We start from the raw sequence: 2,335 nt of genomic DNA, 5'->3' as shown, positions 1-2,335 counted from the left end.
GAACCGAAAGCGCCTGCGGAGCCTGAGGGAGAGGAACCGGTGGAAGCCGAGGAGCCAGTAGCAGGGGAGCCGATAGAAGCTGAAGAGCCGGTTGAGGAGGAACCGAAAGCGCCTGCGGAGCCTGAGGGAGAGGAACCGGTGGAAGCTGAGGAGCCTGTAGCAGAGGAGCCGACAGAAGCTGAAGAGCCGGTTGAGCCTGTGGAACATGAGCCGACAGAGCCTGCCGAGCACGTGGACGGCATGGTCGAAAACGGCAGTGCTGACAGCGATGGGCTTTTCGGGGGCGCGGGGGACGATGTTCTCGGTGGCCAGGATGGCAACGACATGTTTGTTGGCAATGCCGGTGACGACATGCTCTTTGGGGGCGATGGCCGTGACGATATGCTCGGAGGTGATGGCAATGACATGCTTGTGGGCGGTGCTGGCAGTGACAATATCTTTGGCGGCGACGGCGATGATCTGATCATCGGCGGCTCCGGCTCGGATATCCTGATGGGCGGCGCGGGTGATGACACGTTCATCGGCACGGATGACGACTGCAACGATATCATCTACGGTGGCGACGGGTCGGACACGATCGACATGGCGTCGGTCACATCCAACGTCACGGTGCGCCTCGGCAATGCCGGGACGGATCGCGGCTCGATCACCACGGCAGAGGGTGGTCGGGACACGATCTGGAGCATCGAGAACTTCGTCGGCGGCTCGGGGGACGATACTATCTTCGCCAGCGACGCGGCTAACGTGCTCGATGGCGGTGACGGCAACGACACCTTCGTCTTCGAAACCGCGGCCAGCGCGCAGGACGACCATATCAATGGCCTCAACGCCGGAGATGTCCTGCAGTTTGGCACAGGGGCTGACGCGGTCACGATCTCCTCGCGGGATCAGGCCATCGAGGCTGGCTTCAATGTCGCGGATGACGCCACCAACGGCGTCTCAACGATCAGCGGCAGTATTGACGATGAAGACTTCCAACTGACCCTCAGCGGCCGCTTTGACTACGACGCGATCACCTGATCATCAGACGGATTAAAACCAATATCGGTAGCCGGAGTTCCTCCGGCTGCCGATCTCGTTTTGCCAAGCGTTTAGAAAAAAACTGGGCCGTGCACGCCTAAGCCGCGCGACGGCCTCTGCTCTTTCGATAGGGCCGAACTGGCGTTGGAGAGCGTTGTTGACTCTCTACTTCCCGATCTTCACCACCACCAAACCGCGCACCGCAAGAGCAACTAAGAAGTCCTGTGACCAACGGATGCTGCGGTTTAAGGTAGCCCTTTAATTTTTGGAAACCTAAAAAATGTGCCGCTTGGTAAGGCTTGCAACAAACATATCTCACGTATACGGATCGTCCAATTGCATGGTGTTTTCGGAATGTGTGTTTTGAACGGCTGTCGCCGGACGACGTTCTTTAGGGGATCACGGTGATAAAGTCGGGCTTACCAATAAAAACTGAACTCACAGACATCATCAAAAGAAATGACTGGTTTGACGTCGAAGATCTGTTGTCAGAAACCGATCTTTTGACAAGTGTGTGGGCGGATGAGATCGCAAAGGCTGCCACCCAGCATATTGCAGACAATCGTTGGGAAGCGTTCGCTCTTGCCGGTATTCGGCAATATGCAAACGCAACCTCTTTGGCAGAGGTCAAGATTGCCAACATCGCAAAACAAGCAGGTTATTCAAAATCCACGTTTTTTCGCATTTTTGATAATCTTACGAAATACCAGCTTCGTCTCTATCAATTGGTCTCTCAGCTTTCAGTCGAAGTCTATGGGCAGCGGCTTTTTGCAAAACCGAGATCGCCACTGGAGTTTGCTCATTTCACCATCAATCTATTTTATAGCGCAGATCTCACCATTCCAAATGACTGGGTCGCCATGCTCTGGGGCAAATACGGGCATCTTGGGCATGACAAGTTCCACCCCCAACTGCCGGACATTGCCAGAAAAATAACGCAATATACTCAGAAACATAGGTCTTTGGGCTATGCGAACCTTTCGGTGTCAGACGTTCATGCCGTTGTTTGCTTGTACGAACGGGAAGTTCTGGAAAGTCGCCTTGGATCGCAGCCCTCGTTCCCGTCACCAGCGCAATCATTGCGATGGAAACGCATGTTGTTCGGTTTGGTTGCGGACCCAAAAATTTTGCGCCGGGCTTCATCAAGTGGGCTGCACCATTCCTTTCTTGATTTTTACGACGCATGAGCAGGCTTAAGGTTTTTGAAGGTCGGGTAGGTCGGTCTTGGCTGTCAATGAGTGTGAATCGGCGTGCAAAATTGACCCACTTGGGTGGGTTATGAGCGAGTAAAATTGACCCACCTGTTTCGTTAACA

2 protein-coding genes are annotated in these 2,335 nt (G+C 54.3%); both read left to right on the top strand.

Going from position 1 to position 2,335, the window contains the following annotated elements; genetic code table 11:
* On the top strand, window positions 1–1,020 hold a 1,020-nt coding region (locus HAT86_RS16780), incomplete at its 5' end, for a calcium-binding protein (protein ID WP_269204329.1).
* A gap of 404 nt (window positions 1,021–1,424) precedes the next feature.
* Complete coding sequence (locus HAT86_RS15765) at window positions 1,425–2,207, top strand: hypothetical protein (protein ID WP_167200103.1); 783 nt, start codon at window positions 1,425–1,427, stop codon at window positions 2,205–2,207.
* Window positions 2,208–2,335 lie beyond the last annotated feature (128 nt).

It is taken from the genome of Roseovarius gahaiensis, from assembly GCF_011601345.1.
Lineage (GTDB): Bacteria > Pseudomonadota > Alphaproteobacteria > Rhodobacterales > Rhodobacteraceae > Roseovarius > Roseovarius gahaiensis.
The sequence above is the reverse complement of the archived record's forward strand: the minus strand, read 5'-3'. Positions and strand labels throughout refer to the sequence as shown.